Consider the following 24,608-nt stretch of genomic DNA (forward strand, 5'->3'; position numbering starts at 1 on the left):
ATATTGAGTCCAAAGAGACATGACGGTCCATTGATCCTGAAGCCTGGAGATCATCGGCAAGCCGGGCCCCGACGTAGGGCCCGGCTGCAATCGGCTATTTCACCTGCGTTACCGTCAGCTTGCCGTTCACTCTTTCGGCAACGAACTCGATGCTGGCGCCTTCTTTCAATTTGGCGCGGATGGCGGGGTCTTCTATGCGGAACACCATCGTCATGGCCGGCATGTCGAGGTTTTTCAGTGCTTCGTGCTTGATCGTCACCTTGTTCGTCTTGGCATCGATCTTGTCGACCACGCCTTTGGTGAACTCCTGCGCGTGGGCGCCTGCGGCGGCGGCGATGGCCAATACGGTGACAAGGGCGATTCTAGTGAGATTTTTCATGCTGGTTTCTCCTGATATTCGAGGTCTCAATTGGCTGCCACGGACACGTCGCCATGCATGCCGGCTTCGTAGTGACCGGGGATGAGGCAGGCGAATTTGAACTCGCCGTCGTTGGTGAACTTCCAGACGATCTCGCCGGATTCGCCGGCGGCGAGGCGGATCGAGTTGGCGTCGGCATGTTCCATTTCCGGAAACTTCGCCATGACAGCCTTGTGCTCGAGGATCTTGTCTTCCCGGTCGAGCACGAATTCGTGGTCGGTTTGGCCGGCGTTCCTGAGCGCGATCTTCACCGTTTGTCCTTTACGGACCTTGATGAGGGCCGGCTGGAAAAGCATCCTGCCGTCTTCGGTTTCCTTCATGGTCACGCGGATCGTCTGCGTCGCCTTGGCCTTGTCGCCGGGTTCGCCGACGGCGAGCTTTTCGTCATGGCCACCGGCGTGGCTTCCCGATGCGTAGGCGGGGCCGGCGAGTGCGGCGAGCAGGATTGCGATTGCGAGTCTCTTCATTTTTGAAATCCTTTGAGGTTGCTGGTTGTCATTCTTTGGTCGGTTTGGGGGTAATCCGGGTTTGGGCATCATTCGCTCTGGTCTGCTCCGGCATCTCGCCAGTCCATTCCCAGGCCTGCGTTCCCGGCGGGTTCGCGTACCAGCCGGGATCGGCGTAATCGCCCGCGGAGATGCCCTCGCGGACTTTCACGACCGAGAACATGCCGCCCATTTCGATCGGGCCGTGCGGCCCCCAACCGGTCATCATGGGGACGGTGTTCTCGGGTATGGGCATTTCCATTTCGCCCATGTCGGCCATGCCCCTGGTGCCCATGGGCATGTAATCCGGCTGCACCTTGCGGATCGTGGCGGCGAGCTTCGATTTGTCGGCGCCGATGAAGGTCGGGATGTCGTGCCCCATGGCGTTCATCGTGTGGTGCGACTTGTGGCAATGGATCGCCCAGTCGCCCTCATGTTTCGCGTCGAATTCATAGGCCCGCATGGCGCCGACGGGGATGTCGACGCTGACCTCGGGCCAGCGCGCCTCGGGCCGAACCCAGCCGCCGTCGGTGCAGGTCACCTCGAAGTCGTAGCCATGCATGTGGACCGGATGGTTGGTCATCGTCAGGTTGCCGACGCGCACCCGCACCCGGTCGTTTTTCGAAACGACGAGCGGAGTGATGCCGGGGAAGACGCGGCTGTTCCAGCACCATATGTTGAAGTCGGTCATTTCCATGACGCGAGGCACGTAGGAGCCGGGATCGATGTCGTAGGCATTGAGCAGGAAGACGAAATCGCGGTCGACCCGCATGAACGTCGGATCCTTGGGGTGGACGACGAAGAAGCCCATCATGCCCATCGCCATCTGCACCATCTCGTCCGAATGCGGATGGTACATGAAGGTGCCCGATTTCACGAGATCGAACTCGTAGACGAACGTCTTGCCGACCGGGATGTGCGGCTGGCTGAGGCCGCCGACGCCGTCCATGCCCGACGGCAGGATCATGCCGTGCCAGTGGACGGTCGTGTGCTCGGGCAGCTTGTTGGTGACGAAGATCCGCACCCGATCACCCTCGACGGCTTCGATCGTCGGGCCGGGCGACTGGCCGTTGTAGCCCCAGAGATAGGCCGTCATACCCTCGGCCATTTCCCGCTCGACCGGCTCGGCAACGAGATGGAACTCCTTGACGCCGTTGTTCATGCGGTGGGGCAGGGTCCAGCCGTTGAGCGTGACGACCGGTTGATAATCCGGTCCCGACGTCGGATGGACGGGCGGCTGCATATCGGCCGAGGTCATGGAGGGCGCCTCGGGCAGGCCCATGGCGGATGTCTTGGTCCATGCTCCGGCGGCGAGCATGGCTGCGCCCGCGCCGAAGAGCTGTCTTCTGTTGAACATCGAAATTTCCTTTCTACTCGTCGGAGCCGGTTGCTGCGGCTTCTGGAGATCCGGAGGAGCCGCCGCCGTAGATGGCAGGCGCGAGATTGGCTTCCGCGAGCCAGAAATCACGCTTGGCGTTGACCGACAGCAGGATGGCGTTGATTTTCTCGCGAGTGTCGGTCAGCAGCTCGAAGGTGTTCGTGATCATGCCATTGTAGGTCAGCAGCGACTGCTCCTCGACGCGAGCGCGCAGCGGCACGATATTGTTGCGACAGTGGCGCGCGATATCGAGGCTGGAGCGATAGGCTTCATAGGCCGAGCGTGCTTCCGAGCGGATGTTCACGGCCTTTTCGGCAAGCAGATTGGCCGAGCGCATGTACGCCAGTTCGGCTTTTCTCATGCGCGCCCTGCCAGTGTCGAAAATCGGGATGGCAAAGCTGATTTCCGCTGATGCTGCGAAGTCGGTCTTCTTCGTGCCGTCCTCGCGGCTGCGCTCTGCCTCGAGCCCGGTCATGAGCTCCAGGTCCGTGACGTAGCGGGTCGCTTCCGTCAGGCCGTAGGAGCGAGCGGATGCCTCCAGTTCCAGCCTTGCAACCTTCAGATCGATGCGATTGCGAAGTGCGTCCGCCTCGATGGTGTCGCGCTTTGCTATCGTCTTTGGCAGAGATGGCAGCCGGTCCGGTATCCGGTAGTCCACGTCCGAACCCCATAGTCCCAGGAGCCGCGTCAGGCTCTCCCTGGCGAGCCGGGCTGCCAGCCGTGCCTTGGCGGTTTCAGCGGCAAGTTCGGCCGCAAAGGCATGCTCGCGCGCCTGTGCGCCTTTCGCCATAGCCCCTGTTTCACCCAGCTTCTCCGCGAGTTCCGAGGCCGCATCGGCGGCAATCTGGGCGCTCTGGAGCTGGGCAACATTCTCGTTGGCCGCTACCGCGGTGATCCAGGCACGGCGCGTATCGGCGGCGAGACGAAGCGTCGCGACCGCCGCATTGAGCTGCGCCTGCCGGAAACGCGTATCGGCAAGCGCGACATCGCGCTTCTTGGTCATGAGGGAGAGGAGGTTGGCCGTGATCGCCCCCTCGACCGTCCTGAATGCTTCAAGCGCGGGTGTGCCGATGCCGTTCAGGCCGATGGAGGCCTGCGGATTGGGCAGCATGGTCGTCTGCCATGCAGTGGCGGCGCTGTCGCTGAGATCGGCATAGGCGGCCTGAAGGCCCTTGTTGTTGAGGAGCGCGACCTGGACGGCCGTCTCGACATCAAGTGTCTTTCCGCGGGAAAGCAGCGTCTTGACCTGTGAGGATAGCGACTTCGCCTGCTGCCGGTTTTGAACCCAGGCGGTATCCTTCGCGATCGCCGATCCGGTCGTCGCGGACACGGTGGCAAAGCCGGCTTCCTTTCCGGCATAGTCGGCACTGCTGACGCAGCCACCGAGAACGATCGGAAATACCGCAGCCGTTGCCAATTTTCGAATGGCGATCATGAGGCATCTCCCTTGGCTGGAGACTGCCGATCGTTCTGTTGTCGCCAGGGCTTGGGATCGACCGGCTTGCGCGGCACATAGCCCGACAAAGGGGAAGTATATTGGAGGGGAACGACAGAACGCGTCTGTTCGATATCCGATGACGCGACGACGTCAGGAGGAAAAGTGGATGCGCAGCTGCCCACGAGCAGGGGCAGCCCCACCACGACTATGGAGGGTTTCATCTTTAGAAATCCGAATAGGAGATTGCCAATGGCGCTCGCCGGGAAAATCCCGACAAAAGCCATGCGAACCCGTCAAATACGGGTAAATCCTAATCAGATGTTCGGTGGGCGATCGAGATTGGGCTTTTCGCCAGGCGTGTGCCGGTCGTCAATGAACTGGCGGATGGAGGACACGGTAAATCCGCCGACATCGTGGCCATCGCAGATGATGCCGAAGCCGATACAGAAATCCTTGCAACATTCCTGCTTGGCGACCTTGCCCTTCATGGGATCGGACGCACCGCTATGGTGGTTGTCGGCTGCATCGGCCCGCGTCACATGATGATTGCCGTGGTCGCTCTGCCTTTCGGCGCGGGCCTCGGGAAACGCAGACCCATGCATGGCTGCGTTTGCGTTGGGCAGCGTATAGCCCGCCAGCGATACGACGATCGCCAGCCGCACAAGAAGGAGCAATCTGCTCAGTGCGATTCGATAGGCTTTACCCATGGGGCGAGAGGTACAACCAAAGCCAATCCGGTTCAACGGGAATTTGTATCGTATCCGGTATCGTTTGCGTGAGGAAGCACTGCGGACGGCGCGCCCCTAGTCAGCTCGACGAAGATGGCCGACATCATCGAAGGCGTTCCTCAGCCGATGCTCGCCATCCTCAGCTCGGCCTCCCGGCCGAGGCTCGTCATCCATTCCACGAACTCCGGGCGTGCCTTGATCTGCCGGGCATAGTGGCGTGCGAGCGCGGCTTTCAAGTCGCCGTTCCTGCCGAGCTGCTCGTCGGCAAAGCCGATCATCTGCGAGTTCGGCCATGCCTGCGGGCGGATGGCAACCAGGCGGGTGAACAGGCTTTCGCCGGCTTCATCCGGATTTGCCTGTGCCATCAGCGAAAGCATGGCCGCAGTCGAGCGTGATACGCCCATATGGCAATGCACTAGCAGATGGCTCGAGGCTTGCGCGTCTTGTTGTGCGTGGAACTCGGAGCCGAATTTCAGAATTTCTTCGAGATGTTCCGGTTGCGGCATCACGCGTCCCTGAGCGGCGTCTATGATGTCGTGGAAGCGCAATGTCGTGCGATGATGCCCGCCATAGGAATGAAACACGTCCAGATCGGGATGCTCGGGATCAAGCAGGGATAGCACATGCGTAACGTTTCGAGCGCGCTGGTTCGGTAGTTCCTCGATGCCACAAACCGTCAGTTCCGGAGAAAAAAGCACGCCCATTTCGCATTCCTCAAATCACGTCGCGATTCCCAGATATCTCGGCAGGATATAGTGTGATCGTCCCTAAGTGGAAGTGCTTTTCCCGTATGTGGTCATTGAGCCGCCTCAGATAACAGGTGCACCTGCCTGTGCCGCTGTAAACAGCACGACCTGCGTGCGGATCTCTTCGTCGTGTATCTCCAGAATGCGATAGCCGAATGTCTGGGTATCGGCTTGCAGACGTTCGGATTGCTTGACGATCTGATAGGAAACGGCGGGTGTGACATATTGCCGGACATTCGCCTCCTGCGCTTCGTCGATCATGTGGTAGTGGCCGCTGAACAGCGATATATCGCAGCCTGTATTGATCAGAAGCGACCTGACCTCATTCCGGTCCCGCAGGGCTGCGCCGGTTCGGTCGACGGGCGTGTCGAGCGCCAGGATCGGGTGATGCACGAAGATCGCGGCGCGCTTTGCGTCTTCGAGCTCGCGGCCAAGCCAGGCGCGCTGGCGCTCGCCAAGCTCGTTGGCGGAGCTGTCGAGGAAGATGCGTTTCAGATGCCCATCGTCGTGTGAGAAACACAGCTTTCCATCCACAGCGGTTCCATCGACGCTGTGATGCGCGGCGACATTGCCAAGCGTATCGTGATTGCCGAGGATGACCGACAGTTCGAAACGGTAGCCATGCAGAAGCTCGAAGAAGCCGGCGGCGGATTGCGGCGTACCGATATCGCCGCCGAAAACGACATGGGAAATACCCTTGCTTGCGATGTCGTCGAGAACCGTTCGCAGATGATTTTCGTGTTCTCCCGGCATTTCCTCGTAGCCCATCCTGTCGCCGGCCATTTCGTTCCTGGCGACCAGTCGCTGGCTGAGATGGGTATCGGTGAAATGGGCGAGAATAGTTTTCGTCATTGATGGATCCCGTGGCAGTAACTCTGATCCTACCCTAGTGCGACAATCCGTGCCGATGCTTCGATACACGCCGAAGTATGCAAGTTATTTCCGCGTCAGCGTGTTGCCGGGGATGAGGGTGGTCCTCGAGTGGAACGAAAAGCACGCAGCACGGTTGTCACCGAAGAGATTGTCGTGAGCGATCCCTGCGGGAGGATGCCGTGCCAAATCTGATGGATAATATGCCCCTGGACCCAAGCTGGCTCGATATCGTCGTTCGGCTATCATTGGCGATCGCTGCCGGGGCGCTGATTGGTATCAACCGCGAAATCGGCGGCCATGCGGCCGGTTTTCGCACGACGATCCTTGTCGGATTGGCGGCATGCCTGATGATGATCCAGGCGAATCTGCTGCTCTCTACCTTGGGCAGGACATCGCAATCCTTCGCTTCGATGGATGTGCTGCGTTTTCCGCTGGGTGTGCTGACCGGGGTCGGCTTCATCGGTGGCGGCGCCATTCTCAAGCGGGGCGATCTCGTCACCGGCGTGACCACGGCGGCGACCTTGTGGATCATGACCGCGATCGGCCTTTGCATTGGTGGAGGACAGCTGATTGTCGGTTCGGCCGGCGCCGTCATCGCCTTTGTCGTGCTGTCGCCTCTCAAATGGTTCGACACGCTGATAGCGCGCAGACAGAAGGCGCGTCTCGTCATCGAGCTTCCCCGCGACGCGGCTGTAGCCGTCGCCGGCACGGAAGCGGCGCTCGAACCGCTTGGATATGCCTTCGCCTTCGTTGGCAGGACAACCGGTTCGACCGAGGCGACGGCTCATATTTCCTACGAGGTACGATGGAGGCGCGCGGGCTCCGATGGCGGCGGGGCGCAGCTGCTGACCATTCTTCAGGAGCATCACAAGGTCGTATCCTTCGAAATGCTGACGACAGGGGCGTGAAGGTGGATCCCGGGACAGGAACATTCCTCGGCTGCAAAGGTTCTTCCCTGATCGAGCAAGGAGAAGATGATGAACGAGATCAAGAACCCGAAGACGGTGCGGGATCCTCGGAAAGCTGGCGCTATCCGCACTTTGCAGGCCCTCGATCAGGCGGCCGGTGGTTCCGGAGATGTCGCGCCGGAATTGGCGACAGCGATGCCGGCGACCCGGGAGAGCCGACCTCAACCGGTGACGGATGATGCGCGCTGCGAGGATTCGGCTGAAAACGATCGGCGCCGCAGACGGGACGTTGACGAAGTTTACTTCAAGGGAAGGAAGACAGGCTCCGGACCGCGGCAATTTGACGATAGGGAATTGTCGGCGATGTCAGTTACCGAGGAGCCTCGGGCGCCGAAACACCAAAGGGCCGATACCGAAATCCGTGCGGAAATCGAAAGCAGATTGGAAGCCGATGGGCTGCTGGATGCCGTCGGCATCTTCGTCACCGTCAGCTGCGGACGTGTTGTTGTCGAAGGATCCGTCGAAAATCACGAAGCAAAGCAGCGTGCCGAGGCGATCTTCCGGCAGACAGGCGGGATCGTCGGGCATGACAGCAATCTTGTTGTCCGGAACGCGCGGTAGGGGGAACGTCGGGATGCGCACGTTGATGATCGTCGTCTTCTGCGTGATGGTCGGATCGATCCTCGCCATCCTCGTCATCAAGCCGTTTACCTCTGGCGACAGCAGGGATTCGACCGTTCCCAGCGGTCCGATCCAACAACCGGAACCGAAACCGTAACGACGGACCTCATTTGCTGGGCTGCTGGTTGTTCCGCGGATCGCCTGGCTTGATCACAGGCGTCCTGCCGACCTTGGGAGCGGGCTTTTCCATTTGGCTGTCGCCGACCGCCGGTGGCTTGAGCACGCCGGCGCAATCCGACAGCTTTTTCCCTGAATTGCCGTCCGGCGTTGGGGCTGTCTGTCGATTGTCCGCCTGCCTGTTGTCCGTCTGCCGATCGGTATCGGCGGCTTTGCACCGGTCGTCGCTTGACGCCTGCTGTGCGAAGGCGGGGGATGATGACATGGCGGCCACTGTCGCCGCCATTAGCAGGATGCGGCGGCATGCGGACAAGGTCCGGCTCTTGAATAGGCGCGACCCGTCAAACCTGCGTCGAAATGATCGTGTCGACGCCGATGGAGCCCTCGACGACCCCACGTTCATGATAGTCCTTGCCATTGTTCACCTCGATGACGGTATAGAGCTTCTCGTTGCGAAAGACGCTTGCCATCTTCGTCGTCTTGTCTTCCGCCGGCGCCGCATCGACGTCCATGAAATCCAGCTCCCTTTCGGCGGCCACGATACGGGCATCGCCGGTCGTGCGGGCGGCAACGAGGACCTCGGCATGGGATTTGGCGCCCAGCCAGTTGGGATCGTCGTCAGCCGCTATCGGAACCAGGCGGTAAAGCTTCAGTTTCTCCTCCATCTTTCATCTCCTTTGACGTTGGAAGGCTGCAGATCGGATGGATAGGAAGCTCGTCTGCCGTTTCGTTGGCTATGGAGAGAAAGCGGAAAAATCTCCATATTCTTCAGCACCATCGCGTCCGCTTGGCACGAACTGCAACCTCATGGGGCTAACGCCCCTAGGCGCGCATTGTTCCGGCTTGAGGCAGCCAGCCGCGGACGCCGGGCCAGGGAACCATCTGCAAACCTTCTGGTTAGACGGGTATCAGTTTTGCAACGAACGGAGGCTTGCAATGGCACCCCAGGAACCAAAGAAGCCGCTTTCTGCGACCGAAGCCCGCCAGGGCATACGCGGCACGCATCTATTCGCGATCCTGGTTACCGCGCTGGTTCTGGCCGCAATCGTTTGGGTCGGCGTCGAAGTGTGGGGCCGCTATATCGAGCCGAACGGCTCGCAAAATCCGGCGCCGACCATCAGTTCCTCTTCCGGGCAGCCGCAGGGCGCCACGATCGACAATACCCCGCCCGCCGGCCAATCGGCCCAGCCGGCACCAACGGATCGATCGGAGAACAATCAGCAGGGCGCGAAGAGCACGCCAGCCCAGCCTAGCCGCGACGGAACCCAGAATTAGGCAGGCAACTTTTGAGCGCTGCCATCACGCATCCGGATGCTTATCGGGGAAGGCAGGCCTATTTTTCTCGGCGGGAGCTGATTGCGAGCGCACGCTATCCGACGTGACGGCCGTTGGGGCCATCGTCTCTTTCGGCTTCGCGTGCGTCATTCTCGGGTCGATGCATCGTCGTTTTCTGGTGCAGCTTTACGAGCACCTCCTTGCCATCGACGGATGCCCGCGTTCGCTCCATGATCTCACGTTCCTTGGCGGCCTGCTCCCAATGATGCTGGCTGCATCCCCAAGGGCGCCCGGCCGCTTCCCAAATGGCGTAGGACCGCTTGCTGATCCACTCGAACCGTTCATCCGTCATTTTTTCCTCCTTCGTGGACGTTTCGAACTGCGGGTAAGCGCGAATGTTCCCCGCGCGGAACAATAATGGTGCTGACGGGTTGCACCTTACGTTCCGAACTTCACAAACGCATGAATCCACGACAGAAAGGAGGACCTGATGGCTTTGACGTTGATCAGCAAGGTCTTTGCTGAAGACGAACCGATTCCGAGCAAATACGCGCTGGACGGCGAAAACATATTCCCGCCGCTGGCCTGGGGCGGCGCTCCCGATAAAACCCAGAGCTTTGCCCTGATTATCGAGGATCCCGATGCGCCCAGCGGCACGTTCCGCCATTGCGGCATCGCCAATATTCCCGCGCAATGGGGCGGCCTGGCCGAGAGCATCGATACAACGCAGGAGCAGGCGCTTCGCTTTTACAAGAACGATTTCGGCAATGCCCGCTACGACGGTCCGCAGCCGCCAAGCGGTGATCCTCCTCATCGCTATATCTTCCGGCTCGCCGCTCTCGATGTGCCGAGGGTCACGCTTCCCGAAGCCGCCGGAGCCGAGGCAATGTGGCAGAAGGTGAAAAAACACATGTTGGCCGAGGCAAGCCTCACCGGCACCTATCAGGCATAGACCGCTGTTGATACGCAGAAGCGACCGGTGCTTGAAAACACCGGTCGCTTCGCCACCTAGCGAAGACGGCCGAAGCCGGCTTCAGATGACGGAGTGCTCTATCGCTTCCACCGCCAATCGCTGATTTCCGGCATATCCTCCCCGTAACGCCGGACATAGTCATGATGCTTGATGAGCTTTGCCTTGAGCGCGTTTATGACGTCGGGAACTTTTTCCGCCAGGCCCGGCACGCGATCGATCGCCTCCAGTGCAAGATGATAGCGATCGAGCTCGTTGAGAACGGTCATGTCGAACGGCGTCGTCGTCGTGCCTTCCTCGATGAATCCCCGCACATGGATGTTGTCGTGATTGGTCCGGCGGTAGGTCAGCCGATGGATCAGGTAGGGATAGCCGTGATAGGCGAAGATCACCGGTCTGTCCGTGGTGAAGATCTGGTCGAATGCCTGGTGATCGAGGCCGTGCGGATGCTGCGCGGGATCCTGGAGGGCGAGAAGATCGACTACGTTCACCGTGCGGATCTTCAGGTCCGGGATCGCCTCGTGCAGCAGCATGACGGCAGCCAGCGTCTCCATGGTCGGGACGTCGCCGGCGCAGGCCATGACGACGTCGGGGGCAATCGTGTTGTCCTCGTAGCTTGCCCAGTCCCAGATGCCGGCGCCGGCCTTACAATGGGCGATCGCCTCGTCCATGCTGAGCCACTGAGATTCCGGCTGCTTGCCGGCAACGATGACGTTGACCCGGTCGTAGGTGCGCAGGCAATGATCGCCGACCCATAGCAACGTGTTGGCGTCCGGCGGCAGGTAGATGCGCACCACGTCGGCCCTCTTGTTGGCGACGAGATCGACGAAGCCTGGATCCTGATGCGAAAAGCCGTTGTGGTCCTGCCGCCAGACGTGGGACGTCAGCAGGTAGTTCAGCGACGAGATCGGCTTGCGCCATTCCAGTTCCCGCGAAACCTTCAGCCATTTGGCGTGCTGGTTGAACATCGAGTCGACGATGTGGATGAAGGCCTCGTAGCACGAAAAGAGCCCGTGACGGCCGGTCAGAAGGTAGCCTTCCAGCCAGCCCTGGCACAGGTGCTCGCTCAGGACCTCCATGACGCGCCCATCGCGGGCCAGATGGACGTCATAGTCCTCGATCTCTTCCATCCAGACCCGATCCGTGGCCTCGAAGACGCTGCCGAGCCGGTTCGATTCGGTCTCGTCCGGGCCGAAAATACGGAAATTCTGCGAGGCATCGTTGAGTTTTAGCGTGTCCCGCAGGTAATGGCCGAGGATCTCGGTCGATTGCACCTGCTTGCTGCCGCGCTCGCCGATCTCGACGGCATAGTCATGAATGGAGGGGACCAATAGTTCCTTGCGCAGCAGGCCGCCATTGGCGTGCGGATTGGCGCCCATGCGCCTTTCGCCTTGCGGCGCAAGCGCGCTCAATTCAGCCTTGAGACGGCCGTCACCGTCGAAGAGATCGTCCGGGTCGTAGCTGCGCATCCAGTCTTCCAGGATCTTGCGATGACCCTCGTCGCCGCGGCAATTGGCGACCGGCACCTGATGCGCCCGCCAGAATCCTTCCACCTTCTTGCCGTCGACCTCCTTCGGTCCGGTCCAGCCTTTCGGGCTGCGCAGAATGATCATCGGCCAACGCGGCATCCCATCGGACGATGCGTTTTCCCGTGCGTTCCGTTGTATGCCGCGGATGCGGTCGAATACCCGGTCGAACGTATCGGCCATCGCCTGATGCATCGCGGCCGGCTCATGTCCTTCGACGAAGAACGGCTCATAGCCATAGCCCGAGAACAGGTCGCGCAGGTCCTCGTCGCTCGACCGCCCGAGGATTGTCGGATTGGCGATCTTGTAGCCGTTGAGGTGGAGGATCGGCAGCACTGCGCCATCCCGCGTCGGATTGAGAAACTTGTTGGAATGCCAGCTTGCCGCCAGTGGGCCGGTTTCGGCTTCGCCGTCACCGACGACGCAGGCAACGACGAGATCGGGATTGTCGAAAGCGGCGCCATAGGCGTGCACGAGCGCATAGCCGAGTTCGCCGCCCTCGTGAATGGAGCCGGGCGTTTCCGGGGCGGCATGGCTTGGAATACCGCCGGGGAAGGAAAACTGCTTGAACAGCTTTTGCAGTCCGCTCGTCGTCTCGGATATGTCCGGATAGATTTCGCTGTAGGTGCCTTCGAGGTAGGTGTTGGCCACCATGCCGGGACCGCCGTGGCCGGGGCCGCACATATAGATGATGTCGAGGTCGCGCGCCTTGATGACGCGGTTCAGGTGGGCATAGATGAAGTTCAGCCCCGGTGTCGTTCCCCAATGCCCCAGCAGTCTCGGCTTGATGTGTTCCGGCTTCAGCGGTTCGCGCAGCAGCGGATTCTCCATCAAGTAGATCTGGCCGACGGACAGATAGTTGGCTGCCCTCCAGTAGCGGTCGATCAGAGAGAGTTCTTCTGGCGAAAGCGGTGTGGTGACTGCGTTCATTTCCGTCTCCTCGTTTTCGTCACATGATGAGAGCCATAGCCTCGTCGGCAATCACCTGTTCCTCATCGGTTGGAATTACAAATAGCTTGGCATTGCTGGATGCCGCGTTGATCGAGGTCAAACTGCTCCCGTTCGCGTCTTCATCGATCTCGATACCCAACCATTGCAACCTCTTTGCGACGCGGGTCCTGATCTGCGGCTGGTTTTCACCGATCCCCGCGGTAAAGACGAGAGCGTCGAGGCCGCCGATCGTCATGCTCAACCGGCCGATCTCGCCGGCGATGCGCAGACAAAACAGGTCTATGGCCTCTTCCGCTTCCGGCCGTTTGTCTTCGAGCAAAACCCGCGTGTCGCCACTGATGCCCGAGACGCCAAGCAGGCCGCATTCATGATAGAGGAAGTCCTCTATGGTTTCGGGCTGCCGCATTCCGCGTCTCATGAGATAGAGCAGGGCGCCGGGGTCCAGCCATCCGGGGCGGGTTGCCATCGGAATTCCGTCGAGCGCCGAGAAACCCATGCTCGTGTCCCGGCTGATACCATTTTCCATCGCGCACAGGCTGGCGCCGCTGCCGAGATGGCATGCGATGACCTTGCCTCCGGCGACAGCCGGATCGATCTTTCGAAGCCGTGAGGCGATATATTTGTAGGAGAGGCCGTGAAAGCCGTAGCGGCGTACGCCGTCGTCGTGCATGCCGCGCGGGATTGCCAGCCGTCGCACGACGTCGGCTTGCGACGAATGGAAAGCCGTGTCGAAGGAAGCGGCTTGCCGGACCTCCGGCCGAAGCGTTTCGATCGACCGGATGACGCGCAGGGCCTGCGGCTGATGCAGCGGGGCAAGCGGAACGAGCGCCTCGATCCGCCCGATCGCGGCATCGTCCAGCAGCGTCGCCTCGTGAAAGACCATGCCGCCATGCACGACGCGATGGGCTACAGCGCGCAATCTGCCTGGAAGATGCGCGAGCATATGCTCCAGGGTTTCGGATATGACGGCGACGAAATTCGCGTCATTGTCGCCCTTGACCGTCTTTTCATATCTGTCCTGCCCGACGGAATAGCGAAGCTTCAGCGGGCTTTGGTCGAAATCGATCTTCCCCCGACCGACATTTCTTGCCAGGCCGGACTTCAGCTCGAAGATCCCGATTTTCAAGGTCGAGGATCCGGCATTGAATGTCAGCAAGACATCATCGGTCATGTCAGCCTCGGACTACGGGTTTCGACTACCGCAAGTTAGTGCATTCGCAGGCAGAGGCAACCGCGAAGACGGTCTCGTGCGACTCTTTATCGCTGGCATCGGTTTCACCGGCCGCGGGCAGGCGTTTTGCGGGCGATCAGGGTCCTTTTGGGCTGCGTAGGATCGGACACTCGCATCGCCCCTGCCGCCCGACTGCGGCATTTTGCGATTTTTGTGAACTGCAGGGAACAAGCACGGTAGGCAGCCGTTCCCCCCGCAATGCAACGAGCAATCTGCGACCGGAAGGTCAATGCGAGGCATCGCGAGAACGTATCGCGACGCTCGGAATGACGATGTCTGTTCAAATCACGATCAACGGTGGCTTTCTTCGGCGACAGGCGGACCAGGCGTTGAAAGCCAACGCCGCTGGGAAGGCACCCTCGCCGTTTTCCCAAGGAGAAAAGTTGTGAACGATATGCCACGATCAGCCGGTCTGCAGTCTGAAATAGTGGACCTCATTCCGGCCCTTCGCGCCTTCGCGCGCACCTTCCACAGAAACGCCAACGATGCCGATGACTTGGTCCAGGAGACGCTGGCGAAAGCGCTGGCCAACCTCAACCAATTCGATCGCGGAACCCGGCTGAAATCCTGGCTGTTCACGATCATGCGCAATACGTTCTGCACGAGGTTCCGCATTGCGAAGCGGGAGGCGCCCGGCAACAAGAAATGCATCTCGGGAGAGGGGGTCGCTCCACCATCGCAGGAATGGACCATCAGGGCGAAGGAGCTTCAGCAAGCCTGCGATCTGCTGCCGGAGCATTACCGGGTCGTGCTCGAATACGTCGTCATAGAAGGCCGCTCCTATGACGATGCTGCGGAAAAATTCGGCTGTGCAATCGGCACCGTCAAAAGTCGGGTCAATCGTGCCCGTCAGCAATTGGCCGCCCGGCTTGACGAAGAGGTCCGGTGACGGCGCCTGTAGCCTTCGTCGTCCTCGGGCGCTCTTCTAAATATCCCGCTTTCGGCCGCCGAACAGCGCCTCGGCGATATGCTCGATTGCGGCCGGTCGTTCGCACAGCACAAAACCGGAAAATCCCGTGGCGATACCCTGATGCTCCCGACCGATCGCGAAGATGTAGGGAAACTTCCGTTTCTCGAGCCGCTCCACGAGGGCGAACGCGCGCTCTGCCGCGAGATGCAGATCCAGGATCGCAGCATCCGCTTCGTCTGCCTCGACCAGGTCCGCCGCATGTTCGATATCGCTGACGGGGCCGATGACGGTGGCGCCGAGGATCTGCAATTTTCGGCGCACTTCGTCGGCGAGGAAATATCCGTCCTCCACGATCAAAAGCCGCTTACCCGATAACATCCGGCTGAAGGGATTCGTTGAGCTAGGCATCCATCGGTCCATGGTTGGGCCTCGTTATAGGCGGCAGCGCGTGAACCGGAAGTGAACCGCAAGAACGGAAGCGCGGCCGGCCTTTGCGGTTTCCGCCGGCATCGGGAACAATCGCCGTCGCGCCGTGTTCGGTCATAGCGGGAGTGGCAGTCTCTGCGGCATGGGAGAATCAAATGCGCGACGTCATCGATGTCGAATTCAAAATTCTCTGGACAGCGCCGGTTCGACTGGGGACGGGAAGTCGGGATATCCACGCCGTTCAAGGGCCGGAAGACGCGATCTATTTCCTGTCGCGGCGATGGCCGGGCGAAAAGGGCGTGTCATATGCTCACGCGAAGGAGAGATGCATCGCTGCCGTTTCGCACAGAATTCCGGTCGAAGCCTCCAGAGAGGCATTTGTGACTGCCTGTCTGGATGCGCGGCTGATGTCGATGAAGGGCTATTGACCCTGAAAGCCGCTGCATGCTGTCGACCGGCCTCTCACCGGTTCACTGCCTGCCGCAACCAGGCGGTGAAACCGGCGTTCGTCGCCTCAGGACTCCCGCTCGTTGAGATCGATCTGGCCTTTCTCGGCAAGGATCGGCAGCGCGATATCATGCTGCGTTTCGTTCATCTCTTCCACGGTGACGAGCGTTCCACCCTGTTCGAGGGCGGCGGCATAAGCGGCGCGCTGCTCTTCATGAAAGAAGATTCCGCTCAATGCGTCCAGAAAACCCATGTGATCGATTGGTGACGCATCGGGCCGATTGCCGGGCGTCATGGTAATGGCGTCTCTGGGTATGCCGGCATCGATCAATGCCTGGGCTGCCGCTTCCGCGTCGTATTCATTGTTGAAAAATGCGCTGAGCGCAAAAGAGCCGATTTTATTTTCGCTGTTCATGGCGGTTCCTCCATTCTCCTGGTCTCCTTGCCTAAACGAGCACCGGAAGACCGGGTTCCCTGTTCGATGGCACTTTCACGCGTGGAACAAAGACAACGGCGATTAGTTGAGGTTCCATAGTCTGGAACCATTGTGAGCCCACAAATGCTCGAGAAATTTCCTTCGGCCGGCGCGGGCCCTTCACTGGCGTATGAGCATGCGGACGCGAATACGCTTGCCGAACTGCGCGACGATGCTCAATCCTGTACACGGTGCGATCTCTATCGCAACGCCACCCATCTTGTTTTCGGCGAGGGTCCCGGTGCAGCCGACATCATGCTTGTCGGCGAACAGCCGGGTGACTGGGAGGATCTGGCCGGGCGGCCTTTCGTTGGGCCGGCGGGCAAGCTCCTGGATCAATGCCTCGACGAAGCGGGTATTGATCGGGATCGGTGCTACGTCACCAATGCGGTCAAGCATTTCAAATACCAGATGCGCGGCAAGAAACGTCTGCACGCGAGGCCCGACGCCGGAGAAGTGCAGCGTTGCGCCTGGTGGCTCGGCGCCGAGCTCGAACTTCTGAAACCGAAACTGGTCGTCGCGCTCGGCGCGACAGCGGTGTCCTCGTTGCTCGGCTCGAAGATCAAGGTGATGCGGGATCGTGGCCATATCCTGCATCCCGCGGGAAAGCCGGATGTTCTCGTCACCATCCATCCCTCGGCGCTCCTGCGGATCAGGGAGGCGACCGAGAGGGAGAAAGGCAGATTGGCCTTCATCCGGGATCTGACGAAGATCCCACGTTTTCTGCGGCGTTAACCCCTCTTCGAACTGGCGGGCGGGAGCCCACGTCCACGATCAAGCAAAGGTCATGTCATGGCTGACAATCAACCTGATACCATGGAAACCAGGCCGGATCGGCCCAAGCGGCAAGCACCCGCCAAGATCGATCGGCGGGAGACCGCGCCGCCGGAGCCAAAACGGCCTTCCTTTGTTCGCCGGCATCCCTTCTGGATGTTGTTCGGCATTGTGGTGCTGGCGGCTCTGCTCGTTGCCGCGTGGTTCGTCTGGAAGATCTATTTCTATCCGTACGAATCGACGGATGACGCCTTCGTCGATGCGCGCAGCTTCTCGGTCGCCGCCAAGGTCTCCGGCTATGTGGCCGATGTTCCGGTGACCGACAACCAGCATGTCAAGGCCGGGGATGTCATCCTGCGGATCGAGCCGCGCGACTATCAGATCGCGCTCGATCAGGCGAACGGGCAGGTGGAGGTCGCCAAGGCCTCTATCGATAGTGCGAGCGCGCAGATCGAGGCGGCCAATGCTTCCGTCGATGTCGCGAGAGCGCAGCAGAATTCCGCCAATGCCGCGCTTCAATATGCCCAACAGGAGGCCAATCGCCAGCAGCAGCTGGTCAAATCCGGCTCCGGCAGCGTGCAATCGGTGCAGCAGGCAACCGCGACCCTTCAGCAGGACCAGGCCGGCCTCGCTCAGATGCAGGCGAACGTGACTTCGGCGTTGAAGAACAAGTCCGTGGCGGAGGCGCAAAAATCCAGCGCGCTGGCAAGCCTCAAGCAGGCGCAGGCGCAGGCCGAAGAGGCGCAGCAAAACCTGAACTACACGACGATCATCGCTGTTCAGCCGGGCCGTATCGTTCACCTGACGGGTGCCAAGGGGCAATTCATCGATGCCGGCCAGGCGATCGCGACCTTCGTGCCCGACGAGGTCTGGATCACGGCAAACTTCAAGGAGACGCAACTGACGGATATGAGGCCGGACCAGCCGGTAGACGTGACGATCGATGCCTATCCGGATCATACGCTTCACGGCAAGGTGGCGTCGGTCCAGCCGGGTTCCGGCACCGCCTTCTCGCTGCTCCCGGCCGAGAATGCGACAGGCAACTATGTGAAGGTGACACAGCGGGTGCCGGTCAAGATCATCGTCGACAAATGGCCCGCGGATGTCGCCATCGGCCCCGGCATGTCCGTCGTGCCGACGGTGACGGTGCGTCCGAGGAGCTGATATGAACGACGCAGGCGCAATGGCAGGCGGCGCAGAGGCGCCTTCCACACAAGCCACCAACCCCTGGCTGATCGCAATCGTCGTGTCGCTGGCGACCTTCATGGAGGTGCTGGACACGACGATTGCCAACGTCGCGCTGCGCTATATTTCCGGCGGCCTCGCGGTCAGCTCCGACGAGGCTTCCTGGGTGGTAACGACCTATCTCGTCTCGAACGCCATCGTGCTGGTCGCGAGCAGCTATTTCTCCGAACGTTTCGGGCGCCGACGGTTCTATCTTCTATGCCTGGCAACCTTCACGGTCGCCTCCATCCTATGCGGCTTGTCGTGGAATCTCGAGACGCTGCTGATCTTCCGCATGATCCAGGGCTTTGCCGGCGGCGGCATGGTGCCGACCTCGCAGGCGATCCTTGCGGATGCCTTCCCGCCGGCAAAGCGCAGCCAGGCATTTGCGCTCTTCGGCGTCGCGGTCGTCGTCGCCCCGGTGGTCGGGCCGACTTTGGGCGGCTATCTCTCCGACAATCTTTCCTGGCACTGGTGTTTTCTTATCAACGGCCCGGTGGGGGTCTTCGCCTTTGCCCTCGTCTATGCGTTGCTGAAGGAAACGCCGAAGACGAAGCAGATGCGCGAGGAGTACCGCCGCAAGGGCGTGCGCTTCGACATTGTCGGCTTCCTGCTGATTGCGACCTTTCTCGGCTCGCTCGAGCTGACGCTCGATCGCGGCCAGACCGACGACTGGTTCGGCTCCAGCTTCATCATCATGATGACGGCCATCTGCGTGCTTTCGTTTCTGCTGGCGATTCCCTGGGTACTCACAAAAGCCAACCCGATCATCGATGGCCGGCTGCTGGGCACCCGGCAATTCGGCGCGTGTTTCATTGTCATGATGGCAATCGGCGCAATCCTGATCGCAACGACGCAGTTCATTCCCCAGGTGGTGCAGCAGAACTACGGATATACCGCGACATGGGCCGGTCTGGCGCTATCGCCGGGCGGCCTGGTGACAATGGTCATGATGTTCGTCGCCGGGCGTATCAGCTCCCTGGTTCAGCCGAAATATCTGATTGCCATCGGTGCCGCGATCATCGCCGTGTCGATGTGGCAATTGACGGAGCTTTATCCCGGGCTGAACTTCGGCTTCTTCGTCTGGTCGCGCCTCTATATCGGGCTGGGCCTGCCGCTGATCTTCATCCCCATCACCTCCGCTTCCTACTACGGCCTGAGGCCGGAGCAGACCAACCAGGCTTCCGCGATGATCAATGCCGCCCGCAATATCGGCGGTTCGATCGGCGTGTGTGTCGCGTCCAATGTCCTGGCCCATCGCGAGCAATGGCATCAGAGCCGGCTCGTCGAGCACGTCACGCCATCCTCGCCCGCCTATCACGAGACACTGCAGACCATGACGCGCTATTTTGCCGAGAGGGGTGCGACGACGCCGGATGCGCAGGCGCAGGCAACCGCCTGGATCGGCCAGCAGGTGCAGACCCAGGCGAGCTATCTGGCCTATATCGATGTGTTCCATGTGCTGATGCTGATCGTGCTCTGCGCCATTCCGCTCGCCTTGATCCTCAGCAACGTGGATCTCAAGGAGGGCGGCGGCGGCGGCGCGCATTGAGAGCGGAATGCCGACCTCATGTGGCGAGAAGCCGCCGCAGCACGTCCACCAGCTCGGTCTTGCCGCGGCGGACCTCGCCGACATCGCTTTCCACATCTATCCGGCCGGCATTGTGGGCGCCGTAGAGTTCGACCAGCAGGCGCGCATAGTCCTCCGATAAGCCGGCCCGCAGCAGAACGGCCTGCCAATCGGCCTCGGGTAGCGGCTGAGCGATGACTTCGCGACCGGCGATCGATCCTATGGCCGCCGCGACATCGTTCGGCGTGTAGCGCCGTGGTCCCTCGACATGGACTACCCTCTCAGGCCCGTCCTTTCCGTCCAGAAGCAGTTCGGCGGCGATCGAGCCGACGTCGGAGGCGGAAACAGTGGGAAGGAGTTTTGTCAGCGGATGGCAGAAGCTCGGCAATCGGCCATGTTCCGCCGCCGCCTTTGCCAGGCGAGCCCAGTTCTCCATATGCTCGGCCGATCGCAGCAGAACAAGCCTGGAATCCAGCGTTCGCAGACGCCTTTCCAAGGCATGGAAGATCACGGTGACACCGGTTCCCGAACTGTGCTGCGCGCCGTAATCGGAAATGGCGAGTATGGTTTGCGGCCTGGCGGCTGCCAGGGCGTCGCCGAGGGTGTCGATCGATCGGATCAGGCTTGAACGTGTCTGGGACGCGCGCACATCGACCGGGCAGATGACCTGGATGGCGCTGGCCCCTTTCAGCGCAGCAGTCAGCGTTTGATGATCATTCACGTCGGCGATGGCGATCTCGCAGCCGAGTTCGGAAAATTCCTGCGCTTTCGCGGGATCCCGCAGAATTGCGCGAACGGGAACGCCGGCCTTGCGCAGTGCGGCGATGGTGGTGCGGCCAACTTTTCCGCTGGCACCCAGAATTGCATGCATGATGTCTTCTCCTGTCGATCTTGCCGCAGCGTAGCCGTCCATGCTCATCGGATCGCGCATGTTCGGATGATCCATTGCAGGTTCGGACGACAATCGAAGCTTCGGCATGTCGCGCGAAAGTGTGCAGCGGTTTTGCGACCACGACATGGGCAAGATCAAAGAGAGCCAAAGGGCGAGAAGCGAATCTGAAAAGATCGCGACGCGCCTCAGGAGTGCAGTCGGTTGAGCATTCCGGGGGTCAGGCCCAATATGCGCCGCATCCAGTGGGTCATATGGCTCTGATGGGCAAAGCCCGTCGCCAATGCGATCTCGGCCAGCGGCAGGTCCGCGGACAGGATGAGCAGTCTTGCCCGTTCGACCCGGCGTGCCAGGATGTATTGATGAACAGGCATTCCGAATGTGGCGCGAAAGAGCGGCTTCAGATGCGACACGCTCAGCCCGGCAACCGTAGCCAGATCGCCGAGCGACAGAGATTGATCGATATGCATTTCGACAAACTCCGTCAGGCGGCGTCTTTGCCTGTCCGTCAGCGTCGCGCCCACGGTGGTGGCATCTGCCGTGGTCTTCCCGTCGCCGTCAACCAGGCGGATTGCCAACGCCAGTCCCAATGCCTCGGCATAGGTGCGGTCCGACGGCACGGATGCCTCGATCTCGGCCTTGATGGCCCAGGCGATCGATTCGAGCCCGGCATCCCGAAGCTGGAATTTGGGTGTGAGCGAAACGGTATCTGGATCCCGGCCAAGCGCGGCGGCCGCAGATTGAAGGAGCTCCGGTCGAATATTCAGGCGCAGGATGGTGCAATCGCCATCATCTTCCCACCAGCCATCCAGGCCTGCGGGAACGATATCGATATCGCCATGCTTCTGTCGGCGGCGATGCTGCCGGCCGTCGCACTGGCAAAACGCATTCACGGCTCGCCCGAAGTGAATGCCCAGCCGGTGTGTCTGCGATCCCGGCACATGGGTACGGCCGGCCTGGATGTGGAGGAAGCTTGCCTCCAAACCTTCCCAGCCGCGGCCCTTACTGGAAAGAAGCGTCGTGGCGGCGCTGTTGAGCTGATCCATGATTCCGTATTCCCGGCAAATCCACCGACCCGAAATGGTGGCGATCTCGATCCCGGGAGTATAGAGAGGCCCGCATGTCCGGTCGAGCCGTCTCGGATGCGTGCCGTCCATCCGCTTCTGGCGCGGCGATGCCGACATTCCGTTCGGCATTCCACCATGGTCCGGATGACCGGTCTGGCATTGCGGATCGATCGCATTGATCGCGACATTTCCGTCAACCGGCGGCGGCAGTCACCTCATCCGGCCGCTTCGTGCTGAAAACGGTGGTCAGGTGGCTCGCCGTCTTGCGGTAGTGAGCCTCCAGAAGCGCTGTCGCCTTGTCGGCATCGCGTGCGAGTGTCGCTTCGGCAAGCGCGCCATGTTCCGCCTGCACATCCCGCCCGGCGGAATGGGTAGATGCCAGCAACACGGGGATGCGATAGCGTTCCGTTGCGGCATAGAGACGCTCGAAGAATTCCAGCGTCCAGGGCGAGTTGCAGGCGGTCAGCAATGCCCGATGAAATGCGTAATGCCGGGCCTCGAGCGTCCAGATATCGGCATCCGGGCCTGTTCGGCCAACCTGCAGGTTAAGCGCATAGAGAGCCGATACGATCCCCGCTGCCCAATCGTCGTCACCGAGTCGGATCGACGCTCGCAGGGCGTCGCTTTCGATCTTGATGCGCACGTTGACGGCGTCGTGCAGCTCATCGATCGACAAGGGCGCGACGCGGAAACCACGCAGGGATTCGGCCGTGACCAAACGTTCCGCATGCAGCCGGTTCAGCGCTTCTCTCAAGGGCGAGAAGCCCATATCGTAGCGCTCGCTCAGATCCGAAAGCCGCAGCGGCCGGCCGGGCGGAAGCTCTCCGCGGATGATGTCGTGACGCAGGGCGTCATATGCCTTCTCGGCAAGAGTCATGCTGATGGTCCTTTGCTTGCGCGAACAATAGTGCATCCACCCATTTGTCGGCAATTCCAAATATTTTCGAAAATATTTATTGCTTTCGCAAATATGATCGCTCATCTTGTCCCTCAACGGAATGACGGAGAGGAGGGTTCGATGACAAAGCCGCATGAGAACCATCGGGAGAATGTCGCCGGTCGCGCCAATGTCGAGGATACGCCGGAGCTTTTGGCCTATTACGGCGACCTCGAACGGTTCAGCGCCGGTGCGCTCTGGACCGTGGCAAACAAGATCGAGCCGTGGGAGCCGAAGTCGCAATCCGTGCCTGTCGTCTGGCGCTACAAGGATCTTCGCGACCATGTGCTGCGCTCGGTAGAGCTGGTGACGCCGGAAAAGGCCGGCCGTCGCGTCGTCTATCTCAACAACCCCGGACGGAGCGATGTTGCGGCGGCGGTTGGCTGGCTCTATGCCGGGTTGCAGGTGATGAATCCGGGCGAGGTCGCCAGCGCACATCGCCATTCCGCCTCCGCGATCCGTTTCATCATGGAGGGGACGGGCGCCTATACGGTCGTCGACGGCCACAAGATGACGCTGGGGGCGAACGACTTCGTCCTGACCCCCAACGGCACCTGGCACGAGCATGGCGTCGAGGCGTCGGGTTCGCCCTGCATCTGGCAGGATGGGCTGGATATTCCGTTCGTCAACGCGATGGAAGCGAACTTCTACGAAGTCCATCCCGATCTCTCGCAGGCGGTCGGCTTCGCGGTCGACGACATGACCAAAACCTGGGGCAACCCGGGGCTGACGCCGGCCGGACAGGCATGGAACAAGGGCTACAGCCCGATGTTCAAGTACGAATGGGCGCCCACCTACGAATCCCTGGCAAAATATGCCGGCTGCACGGACGGATCGCCCTACGACGGCGTGCTCATGGACTATGTCAATCCGGTCACCCACGGGCCGGTCATGCAGACCATGGGCGCGAGCATGCAGATGCTGCGTCCGGGCGAACATACCAAGGCGCACCGTCATACCGGCAGCGGCCTTTATCACGTCGCCAAGGGTGGTGGTCACTCCATCATCAACGGCAAGCGTTACGACTGGCAGGAGCACGATATCTTCTGCGTGCCGTCCTGGGCCTGGCACGAACATGTCAATGGCTCGGAGCGGGACGATGCCTGCCTGTTCTGCCTTTCGGATCTGCCTGTCATGCGGGCGCTTGGCCTCTACCGCGAACAGGCGTTCGGCGACAATGGCGGTTTCCAGCCGCTTCTCCAGGGAAAAACGATATGAAACTTGTGACTTACCGAGCCTCCGTCGAGGCCGCGGCCCGGCTTGGCGTGATTGTCGACGATCTGGTTGCGGATGTTGCGGCATTGGCTGCATCGCAGGGCGAAGACCTGCCCGATACGATGCTCGGCCTGATCGACAGCGGACGACCCGGCATCGAGACTCTGCGCGCCTGTCTGAGCAGAGCCAATGGGCAGTTTCCGGCCGGCGTCGCCACGGCGCTTGCCAATGTGAAGCTGCTCGCCCCGATCCCGCGGCCGCGCAAGAACATTTTCGGCATCGGGCTGAACTATGTCGAGCATGTCGCCGAAAGCGCTAAGTCGCTCGATACAGCAAAGGACCTGCCGAAGCAGCCGGTCATCTTCTCCAAGCCGCCGACTACCGTGATCGGGCCGGGCGAGGGGATCGAGCATAACGGCAAGATCACCCAGCAGCTGGATTGGGAAGTGGAGCTGGCCGTCATCATCGGCACGACGGCCAGGCGGGTCGCCAAGACGGAAGCCTTGCACCATGTCTTCGGCTATTCCGTGATGATCGACGTTTCGGCGCGCGACAACAGGCGGGCTGGCCAATGGATCTTTTCCAAGGGACAGGACAGCTACGCGCCGTTCGGCCCCTGCATCGTTACGGCCGACGAAATCCCCGACCCCCAGTCGCTCGATCTGTGGCTGACGGTCAACCGCGTCGAAAAGCAACGCTCGAATACGCGTCATATGCTGTTCAAGGTCGACGATCTGATTGCCGATATTTCATCCGGCATTACGCTGGAGCCGGGCGATATCATTGCCTCGGGCACGCCGGAGGGGGTGGGCGCCGGGCGCGACCCGCAGGAGTGGATGTGGCCGGGCGATGTCGTCGTCGCCTGCGTCGAGGGGATCGGCTTGCTGCGGCATCCGGTGGTCGATGCGACGCCGGACCAGGCCCATGGCGCGATCCCGCGGTGATGATA

General features: G+C 60.9%; 30 protein-coding genes. 12 read left to right on the forward strand and 18 right to left on the reverse strand.

What is annotated here, in order from left to right; genetic code table 11:
* Positions 1-94: 94 nt before the first annotated feature.
* From ACQZ6J_RS26915 to ACQZ6J_RS26950, 8 genes are all read right to left on the reverse strand, one after another.
* Complete coding sequence (locus tag ACQZ6J_RS26915; RefSeq protein ID WP_449086373.1) at positions 95-379, reverse strand: copper-binding protein; 285 nt, start codon at positions 377-379, stop codon at positions 95-97.
* 26 nt (positions 380-405) lie between these two features.
* Positions 406-885 (reverse strand): cupredoxin domain-containing protein, encoded by a 480-nt coding sequence (locus ACQZ6J_RS26920; protein WP_449086374.1) that lies wholly within the window; start codon positions 883-885, stop codon positions 406-408.
* Between the two features lie 28 nt (positions 886-913).
* Positions 914-2,260, reverse strand: coding sequence for a multicopper oxidase family protein (locus tag ACQZ6J_RS26925; protein ID WP_449086375.1), 1,347 nt, complete (start codon positions 2,258-2,260; stop codon positions 914-916).
* 13 nt (positions 2,261-2,273) lie between these two features.
* Complete coding sequence (locus ACQZ6J_RS26930; RefSeq protein ID WP_449086376.1) at positions 2,274-3,716, reverse strand: TolC family protein; 1,443 nt, start codon at positions 3,714-3,716, stop codon at positions 2,274-2,276.
* Positions 3,713-3,940 carry a hypothetical protein gene (locus ACQZ6J_RS26935; RefSeq protein ID WP_246725820.1) on the reverse strand — a complete coding sequence of 76 codons (228 nt, stop codon included), beginning with the start codon at positions 3,938-3,940 and terminating at the stop codon, positions 3,713-3,715. Before ACQZ6J_RS26935 ends, ACQZ6J_RS26930 begins: the two co-directional genes overlap by 4 nt.
* Positions 3,941-4,033: 93 nt before the next feature.
* Positions 4,034-4,426, reverse strand: coding sequence for a hypothetical protein (locus ACQZ6J_RS26940; protein ID WP_449086377.1), 393 nt, complete (start codon positions 4,424-4,426; stop codon positions 4,034-4,036).
* A gap of 140 nt (positions 4,427-4,566) precedes the next feature.
* On the reverse strand, positions 4,567-5,151 hold the full coding sequence (locus ACQZ6J_RS26945) for a tyrosine phosphatase family protein (protein ID WP_449086378.1): 585 nt from the start codon (positions 5,149-5,151) through the stop codon (positions 4,567-4,569).
* Between the two features lie 105 nt (positions 5,152-5,256).
* Positions 5,257-6,045 carry a metallophosphoesterase family protein gene (locus ACQZ6J_RS26950; protein WP_449086379.1) on the reverse strand — a complete coding sequence of 263 codons (789 nt, stop codon included), beginning with the start codon at positions 6,043-6,045 and terminating at the stop codon, positions 5,257-5,259.
* Positions 6,046-6,245: 200 nt separating this feature from the next.
* Here ACQZ6J_RS26950 and ACQZ6J_RS26955 point away from each other — a divergent pair, with 200 nt between their 5' ends.
* From ACQZ6J_RS26955 to ACQZ6J_RS26965, 3 genes are all read left to right on the forward strand, one after another.
* A complete protein-coding gene (locus ACQZ6J_RS26955; protein ID WP_449086380.1) occupies positions 6,246-6,974 on the forward strand; it encodes an MgtC/SapB family protein in 729 nt (242 codons plus the stop codon).
* 363 nt (positions 6,975-7,337) lie between these two features.
* Positions 7,338-7,595 carry a BON domain-containing protein gene (locus tag ACQZ6J_RS26960; protein WP_449086426.1) on the forward strand — a complete coding sequence of 86 codons (258 nt, stop codon included), beginning with the start codon at positions 7,338-7,340 and terminating at the stop codon, positions 7,593-7,595.
* 13 nt (positions 7,596-7,608) lie between these two features.
* Entirely contained in the window at positions 7,609-7,752 is a 144-nt protein-coding gene (locus ACQZ6J_RS26965; RefSeq protein ID WP_449086381.1) for a hypothetical protein, read from the forward strand.
* A gap of 9 nt (positions 7,753-7,761) precedes the next feature.
* On the opposite strand, the gene ACQZ6J_RS26970 is transcribed toward ACQZ6J_RS26965, so the two are convergent.
* Positions 7,762-8,037: a hypothetical protein gene (locus ACQZ6J_RS26970; protein ID WP_246725821.1), complete on the reverse strand. Its 276-nt coding sequence runs from the start codon at positions 8,035-8,037 to the stop codon at positions 7,762-7,764.
* Between the two features lie 76 nt (positions 8,038-8,113).
* Positions 8,114-8,437, reverse strand: coding sequence for a hypothetical protein (locus tag ACQZ6J_RS26975; protein WP_163988377.1), 324 nt, complete (start codon positions 8,435-8,437; stop codon positions 8,114-8,116).
* Between the two features lie 271 nt (positions 8,438-8,708).
* Between ACQZ6J_RS26975 and ACQZ6J_RS26980 the strand changes: the two genes are divergently transcribed.
* Positions 8,709-9,047 (forward strand): hypothetical protein, encoded by a 339-nt coding sequence (locus ACQZ6J_RS26980; RefSeq protein WP_449086382.1) that lies wholly within the window; start codon positions 8,709-8,711, stop codon positions 9,045-9,047.
* Between the two features lie 94 nt (positions 9,048-9,141).
* On the opposite strand, the gene ACQZ6J_RS26985 is transcribed toward ACQZ6J_RS26980, so the two are convergent.
* Positions 9,142-9,399, reverse strand: coding sequence for a DUF2934 domain-containing protein (locus ACQZ6J_RS26985; RefSeq protein WP_163988381.1), 258 nt, complete (start codon positions 9,397-9,399; stop codon positions 9,142-9,144).
* A gap of 138 nt (positions 9,400-9,537) precedes the next feature.
* On the opposite strand from ACQZ6J_RS26985, the gene ACQZ6J_RS26990 reads away from it, so the two are divergent.
* Positions 9,538-9,999, forward strand: a complete 462-nt coding sequence (locus ACQZ6J_RS26990) for a YbhB/YbcL family Raf kinase inhibitor-like protein (protein WP_163988383.1) — start codon at positions 9,538-9,540, stop codon at positions 9,997-9,999.
* Between the two features lie 98 nt (positions 10,000-10,097).
* On the opposite strand, the gene ACQZ6J_RS26995 is transcribed toward ACQZ6J_RS26990, so the two are convergent.
* A complete protein-coding gene (locus ACQZ6J_RS26995; protein ID WP_163988385.1) occupies positions 10,098-12,473 on the reverse strand; it encodes a phosphoketolase family protein in 2,376 nt (791 codons plus the stop codon).
* 19 nt (positions 12,474-12,492) lie between these two features.
* Positions 12,493-13,665 (reverse strand): acetate/propionate family kinase, encoded by a 1,173-nt coding sequence (locus ACQZ6J_RS27000; RefSeq protein WP_449086383.1) that lies wholly within the window; start codon positions 13,663-13,665, stop codon positions 12,493-12,495.
* 289 nt (positions 13,666-13,954) lie between these two features.
* Between ACQZ6J_RS27000 and ACQZ6J_RS27005 the strand changes: the two genes are divergently transcribed.
* Positions 13,955-14,614 (forward strand): sigma-70 family RNA polymerase sigma factor, encoded by a 660-nt coding sequence (locus ACQZ6J_RS27005; RefSeq protein ID WP_449086384.1) that lies wholly within the window; start codon positions 13,955-13,957, stop codon positions 14,612-14,614.
* 36 nt (positions 14,615-14,650) lie between these two features.
* Here the strand turns inward: ACQZ6J_RS27005 and ACQZ6J_RS27010 are convergent, their stop codons facing one another.
* Positions 14,651-15,055: a response regulator gene (locus ACQZ6J_RS27010; RefSeq protein ID WP_449086385.1), complete on the reverse strand. Its 405-nt coding sequence runs from the start codon at positions 15,053-15,055 to the stop codon at positions 14,651-14,653.
* Positions 15,056-15,216: 161 nt separating this feature from the next.
* Between ACQZ6J_RS27010 and ACQZ6J_RS27015 the strand changes: the two genes are divergently transcribed.
* The gene (locus ACQZ6J_RS27015; protein ID WP_163988390.1) at positions 15,217-15,489 is read left to right on the forward strand and encodes a DUF982 domain-containing protein; all 273 of its coding nucleotides are present in this window, start codon (positions 15,217-15,219) and stop codon (positions 15,487-15,489) included.
* A gap of 86 nt (positions 15,490-15,575) precedes the next feature.
* Here ACQZ6J_RS27015 and ACQZ6J_RS27020 read toward each other — a convergent pair whose 3' ends face one another.
* Positions 15,576-15,923: a hypothetical protein gene (locus tag ACQZ6J_RS27020; RefSeq protein ID WP_449086386.1), complete on the reverse strand. Its 348-nt coding sequence runs from the start codon at positions 15,921-15,923 to the stop codon at positions 15,576-15,578.
* Between the two features lie 144 nt (positions 15,924-16,067).
* On the opposite strand from ACQZ6J_RS27020, the gene ACQZ6J_RS27025 reads away from it, so the two are divergent.
* From ACQZ6J_RS27025 to ACQZ6J_RS27035, 3 genes are read left to right on the forward strand one after another with little or no spacing between them, the layout of a single operon-like run.
* On the forward strand, positions 16,068-16,718 hold the full coding sequence (locus ACQZ6J_RS27025; protein WP_449086387.1) for a UdgX family uracil-DNA binding protein: 651 nt from the start codon (positions 16,068-16,070) through the stop codon (positions 16,716-16,718).
* 57 nt (positions 16,719-16,775) lie between these two features.
* Positions 16,776-17,921 carry an HlyD family secretion protein gene (locus ACQZ6J_RS27030; protein ID WP_449086388.1) on the forward strand — a complete coding sequence of 382 codons (1,146 nt, stop codon included), beginning with the start codon at positions 16,776-16,778 and terminating at the stop codon, positions 17,919-17,921.
* Positions 17,922-17,940: 19 nt separating this feature from the next.
* Positions 17,941-19,533, forward strand: coding sequence for a DHA2 family efflux MFS transporter permease subunit (locus ACQZ6J_RS27035; protein ID WP_449086427.1), 1,593 nt, complete (start codon positions 17,941-17,943; stop codon positions 19,531-19,533).
* A gap of 16 nt (positions 19,534-19,549) precedes the next feature.
* On the opposite strand, the gene ACQZ6J_RS27040 is transcribed toward ACQZ6J_RS27035, so the two are convergent.
* The 3 genes from ACQZ6J_RS27040 to ACQZ6J_RS27050 form a co-directional block, all read right to left on the reverse strand.
* The gene (locus tag ACQZ6J_RS27040; RefSeq protein WP_449086389.1) at positions 19,550-20,422 is read right to left on the reverse strand and encodes an NmrA family NAD(P)-binding protein; all 873 of its coding nucleotides are present in this window, start codon (positions 20,420-20,422) and stop codon (positions 19,550-19,552) included.
* A 206-nt stretch (positions 20,423-20,628) separates the two neighbouring features.
* Positions 20,629-21,486 (reverse strand): helix-turn-helix transcriptional regulator, encoded by an 858-nt coding sequence (locus tag ACQZ6J_RS27045; RefSeq protein ID WP_449086390.1) that lies wholly within the window; start codon positions 21,484-21,486, stop codon positions 20,629-20,631.
* Between the two features lie 214 nt (positions 21,487-21,700).
* Positions 21,701-22,384 (reverse strand): FCD domain-containing protein, encoded by a 684-nt coding sequence (locus ACQZ6J_RS27050; protein ID WP_449086391.1) that lies wholly within the window; start codon positions 22,382-22,384, stop codon positions 21,701-21,703.
* Positions 22,385-22,525: 141 nt separating this feature from the next.
* Between ACQZ6J_RS27050 and ACQZ6J_RS27055 the strand changes: the two genes are divergently transcribed.
* Together ACQZ6J_RS27055 and ACQZ6J_RS27060 are read left to right on the forward strand one after the other, a co-directional pair.
* Positions 22,526-23,662: a cupin domain-containing protein gene (locus ACQZ6J_RS27055; protein WP_449086392.1), complete on the forward strand. Its 1,137-nt coding sequence runs from the start codon at positions 22,526-22,528 to the stop codon at positions 23,660-23,662.
* Positions 23,659-24,603 (forward strand): fumarylacetoacetate hydrolase family protein, encoded by a 945-nt coding sequence (locus ACQZ6J_RS27060; protein ID WP_449086393.1) that lies wholly within the window; start codon positions 23,659-23,661, stop codon positions 24,601-24,603. The genes ACQZ6J_RS27055 and ACQZ6J_RS27060 overlap by 4 nt, the downstream gene beginning before the upstream one ends.
* Positions 24,604-24,608 lie beyond the last annotated feature (5 nt).

This window comes from Rhizobium sp. A37_96, assembly GCF_053521765.1.

Bases quoted from the DNA above. Each gene is read 5' to 3' on its own strand.
- ACQZ6J_RS26970 (WP_246725821.1), bottom strand. From the start codon at position 8,037: ATGTCATCATCCCCCGCCTTCGCACAGCAGGCGTCAAGCGACGACCGG.
- ACQZ6J_RS27030 (WP_449086388.1), top strand. From the start codon at position 16,776: ATGGCTGACAATCAACCTGATACCATGGAAACCAGGCCGGATCGGCCC.
- ACQZ6J_RS27015 (WP_163988390.1), top strand. From the start codon at position 15,217: ATGCGCGACGTCATCGATGTCGAATTCAAAATTCTCTGGACAGCGCCG.
- ACQZ6J_RS26975 (WP_163988377.1), bottom strand. From the start codon at position 8,437: ATGGAGGAGAAACTGAAGCTTTACCGCCTGGTTCCGATAGCGGCTGAC.
- ACQZ6J_RS26965 (WP_449086381.1), top strand. From the start codon at position 7,609: ATGCGCACGTTGATGATCGTCGTCTTCTGCGTGATGGTCGGATCGATC.
- ACQZ6J_RS27045 (WP_449086390.1), bottom strand. From the start codon at position 21,486: ATGGATCAGCTCAACAGCGCCGCCACGACGCTTCTTTCCAGTAAGGGC.
- ACQZ6J_RS26960 (WP_449086426.1), top strand. From the start codon at position 7,338: ATGTCAGTTACCGAGGAGCCTCGGGCGCCGAAACACCAAAGGGCCGAT.
- ACQZ6J_RS26920 (WP_449086374.1), bottom strand. From the start codon at position 885: ATGAAGAGACTCGCAATCGCAATCCTGCTCGCCGCACTCGCCGGCCCC.
- ACQZ6J_RS26995 (WP_163988385.1), bottom strand. From the start codon at position 12,473: ATGAACGCAGTCACCACACCGCTTTCGCCAGAAGAACTCTCTCTGATC.
- ACQZ6J_RS26940 (WP_449086377.1), bottom strand. From the start codon at position 4,426: ATGGGTAAAGCCTATCGAATCGCACTGAGCAGATTGCTCCTTCTTGTG.
- ACQZ6J_RS26915 (WP_449086373.1), bottom strand. From the start codon at position 379: ATGAAAAATCTCACTAGAATCGCCCTTGTCACCGTATTGGCCATCGCC.
- ACQZ6J_RS26950 (WP_449086379.1), bottom strand. From the start codon at position 6,045: ATGACGAAAACTATTCTCGCCCATTTCACCGATACCCATCTCAGCCAG.
- ACQZ6J_RS27025 (WP_449086387.1), top strand. From the start codon at position 16,068: ATGCTCGAGAAATTTCCTTCGGCCGGCGCGGGCCCTTCACTGGCGTAT.
- ACQZ6J_RS27060 (WP_449086393.1), top strand. From the start codon at position 23,659: ATGAAACTTGTGACTTACCGAGCCTCCGTCGAGGCCGCGGCCCGGCTT.
- ACQZ6J_RS26990 (WP_163988383.1), top strand. From the start codon at position 9,538: ATGGCTTTGACGTTGATCAGCAAGGTCTTTGCTGAAGACGAACCGATT.
- ACQZ6J_RS26935 (WP_246725820.1), bottom strand. From the start codon at position 3,940: ATGAAACCCTCCATAGTCGTGGTGGGGCTGCCCCTGCTCGTGGGCAGC.
- ACQZ6J_RS26925 (WP_449086375.1), bottom strand. From the start codon at position 2,260: ATGTTCAACAGAAGACAGCTCTTCGGCGCGGGCGCAGCCATGCTCGCC.
- ACQZ6J_RS26945 (WP_449086378.1), bottom strand. From the start codon at position 5,151: ATGGGCGTGCTTTTTTCTCCGGAACTGACGGTTTGTGGCATCGAGGAA.
- ACQZ6J_RS27050 (WP_449086391.1), bottom strand. From the start codon at position 22,384: ATGACTCTTGCCGAGAAGGCATATGACGCCCTGCGTCACGACATCATC.
- ACQZ6J_RS27010 (WP_449086385.1), bottom strand. From the start codon at position 15,055: ATGGACCGATGGATGCCTAGCTCAACGAATCCCTTCAGCCGGATGTTA.
- ACQZ6J_RS27020 (WP_449086386.1), bottom strand. From the start codon at position 15,923: ATGAACAGCGAAAATAAAATCGGCTCTTTTGCGCTCAGCGCATTTTTC.
- ACQZ6J_RS26980 (WP_449086382.1), top strand. From the start codon at position 8,709: ATGGCACCCCAGGAACCAAAGAAGCCGCTTTCTGCGACCGAAGCCCGC.
- ACQZ6J_RS27035 (WP_449086427.1), top strand. From the start codon at position 17,941: ATGGCAGGCGGCGCAGAGGCGCCTTCCACACAAGCCACCAACCCCTGG.
- ACQZ6J_RS27040 (WP_449086389.1), bottom strand. From the start codon at position 20,422: ATGCATGCAATTCTGGGTGCCAGCGGAAAAGTTGGCCGCACCACCATC.
- ACQZ6J_RS27000 (WP_449086383.1), bottom strand. From the start codon at position 13,665: ATGACCGATGATGTCTTGCTGACATTCAATGCCGGATCCTCGACCTTG.
- ACQZ6J_RS27055 (WP_449086392.1), top strand. From the start codon at position 22,526: ATGACAAAGCCGCATGAGAACCATCGGGAGAATGTCGCCGGTCGCGCC.
- ACQZ6J_RS26985 (WP_163988381.1), bottom strand. From the start codon at position 9,399: ATGACGGATGAACGGTTCGAGTGGATCAGCAAGCGGTCCTACGCCATT.
- ACQZ6J_RS27005 (WP_449086384.1), top strand. From the start codon at position 13,955: ATGCGAGGCATCGCGAGAACGTATCGCGACGCTCGGAATGACGATGTC.
- ACQZ6J_RS26930 (WP_449086376.1), bottom strand. From the start codon at position 3,716: ATGATCGCCATTCGAAAATTGGCAACGGCTGCGGTATTTCCGATCGTT.